1 protein-coding gene and 1 pseudogene are annotated in these 1,954 nt (G+C 35.4%); both read left to right on the plus strand.

The features are described from left to right. A pseudogene (locus P8M54_RS05375) lies at positions 1 to 926 on the plus strand (F0F1 ATP synthase subunit alpha); the annotation flags it as partial. Positions 927 to 1,024: 98 nt separating this feature from the next. Beyond that, positions 1,025 to 1,885 carry an ATP synthase F1 subunit gamma gene (atpG, locus tag P8M54_RS05380; RefSeq protein ID WP_300285988.1) on the plus strand — a complete coding sequence of 287 codons (861 nt, stop codon included), beginning with the start codon at positions 1,025 to 1,027 and terminating at the stop codon, positions 1,883 to 1,885. Positions 1,886 to 1,954 lie beyond the last annotated feature (69 nt).

Genomic DNA, 1,954 nt, shown 5'->3' on the forward strand with positions numbered 1-1,954 from the left:
TGTTAGAAGAAAAAGGAGCAATGGCTTACACCATTATTGTTGCTGCTAATGCTTCTGATCCAGCTCCAATGCAAGTGTACGCTCCTTTCGCAGGTGCTGCAATTGGTGAGTACTTTAGAGATTCAGGTCGTCCAGCTTTAATTTTTTATGATGATTTATCTAAGCAATCGGTTGCTTACCTTGAGGTTTCTCTTTTATTAAGAAGACCACCGGGACGTGAGGCATACCCTGGAGACGATTTCTACTTACACTCTCGTTTATTAGAGCGTGCTTGTAAGGTGATTGCTGATGATGGAATTGCAAGAAACATGAATGATTTACCAGATTCTCTTAAAGGAATCGTTAAAGGTGGTGGTTCATTAACAGCTTTACCAATTATCGAAACACAAGCAGGTGACGTTTCGGCATACATCCCAACAAACGTAATTTCGATTACAGATGGTCAAATTTTCTTAGATGGAGATTTGTTTAACTCTGGGGTTCGTCCAGCAATTAACGTAGGTATTTCGGTATCTCGTGTTGGAGGAAATGCTCAAATTAAATCTATGAAAAAAGTATCTGGTACTTTAAAATTAGACCAAGCACAATTCCGTGAATTGGAAGCGTTTGCAAAATTTGGTTCTGATCTTGATGCGGTTACTTTGAACGTAATTGAAAAAGGAAAAAGAAACGTTGAGATCTTGAAACAAGGTTTAAATGATCCTTATACTGTTGAAGACCAAGTAGCTATTATCTACGCAGGTTCTAAAAACTTGTTGAAAAATGTTCCTGTGAACAAAGTAAAAGAATTTGAGAAAGATTTCTTAGAATTCTTAAATGCTAAACACAGACCAACATTAGATGCTTTAAAAGCAGGTAAGTTAACAGATGAAATTACTGATGTAATCCAAACTGTAGCAAAAGAAGTTTCAGCGAAATATAACTAAAAATAGTCCAAGGTTATAAAGTCCAGAGTCCTAAAGTCAGTTATTCGACTTTTCCAAGACTTTAGACTTTATAACTTTACGACATTAGACTAAACAAAATGGCAAATTTAAAGGAAATCCGTAATAGAATTACTTCCGTTTCATCTACGATGCAAATTACATCGGCAATGAAAATGGTTTCTGCTGCAAAGCTGAAAAAAGCACAAGATGCAATTACAGCAATGCGCCCTTATGCCGAAAAGTTAACTGAATTATTACAAAATCTTTCTGCTACACTTGAAGGTGATGCAGGTGGAGAATTTACGACACAACGTGAAGTAAAAAAAGTATTAGTTGTTGCCATCACTTCTAACAGAGGTTTGTGTGGTGCTTTTAATAGTAATGTAATTAAGGAAGCTAAAAATCGTGTTTCTTTTTATGCTGGTAAACAAGTGGATATTTTCGCTATTGGTAAAAAAGGAAATGATATTTTAACAAAGACAAGTAAAGTTATCGAAAATCAAAGTGGTGTTTTTGACAACCTAACTTTCGATAATGTTGCTGCAATTGCGGACACATTGACTGCTAAATTTGTTATTGGTGAGTACGACAAAATCGAATTGATCTATAATCAATTTAAAAATGCTGCTACTCAAATTGTTCAAACAGAACAGTTTTTACCATTAGCACCAATCAAGTCTGATGTTCCAGTTACTGCAGGAGACTACATCTTTGAGCCATCAAAAGAAGAGATTGTATTGACTTTGATTCCTAAATCATTGAAAACGCAATTGTACAAAGGAATTCGTGATTCATTTGCTTCTGAGCATGGAGCGCGTATGACGGCAATGCACAAAGCAACAGATAACGCAACAGAATTGAGAAATCAATTGAAGTTAACATACAACAAAGCACGTCAAGCTGCTATTACGAATGAAATCCTAGAGATCGTTGGTGGAGCAGAAGCTTTGAAAGGATAAGAAAAAATTCTTTATAATATATTTAGAGTCTCGCAATGCGAGACTCTTTTTTTTGATTAATTTTATGCT

The organism is Flavobacterium sp., assembly GCF_029242675.1.
Lineage (GTDB): Bacteria > Bacteroidota > Bacteroidia > Flavobacteriales > Flavobacteriaceae > Flavobacterium.

What these genes read in the sequence shown, in the direction of transcription:
- atpG (WP_300285988.1), top strand. Translation starts at nt 1,025, where the DNA reads ATGGCAAATTTAAAGGAAATCCGTAATAGAATTACTTCCGTTTCATCT.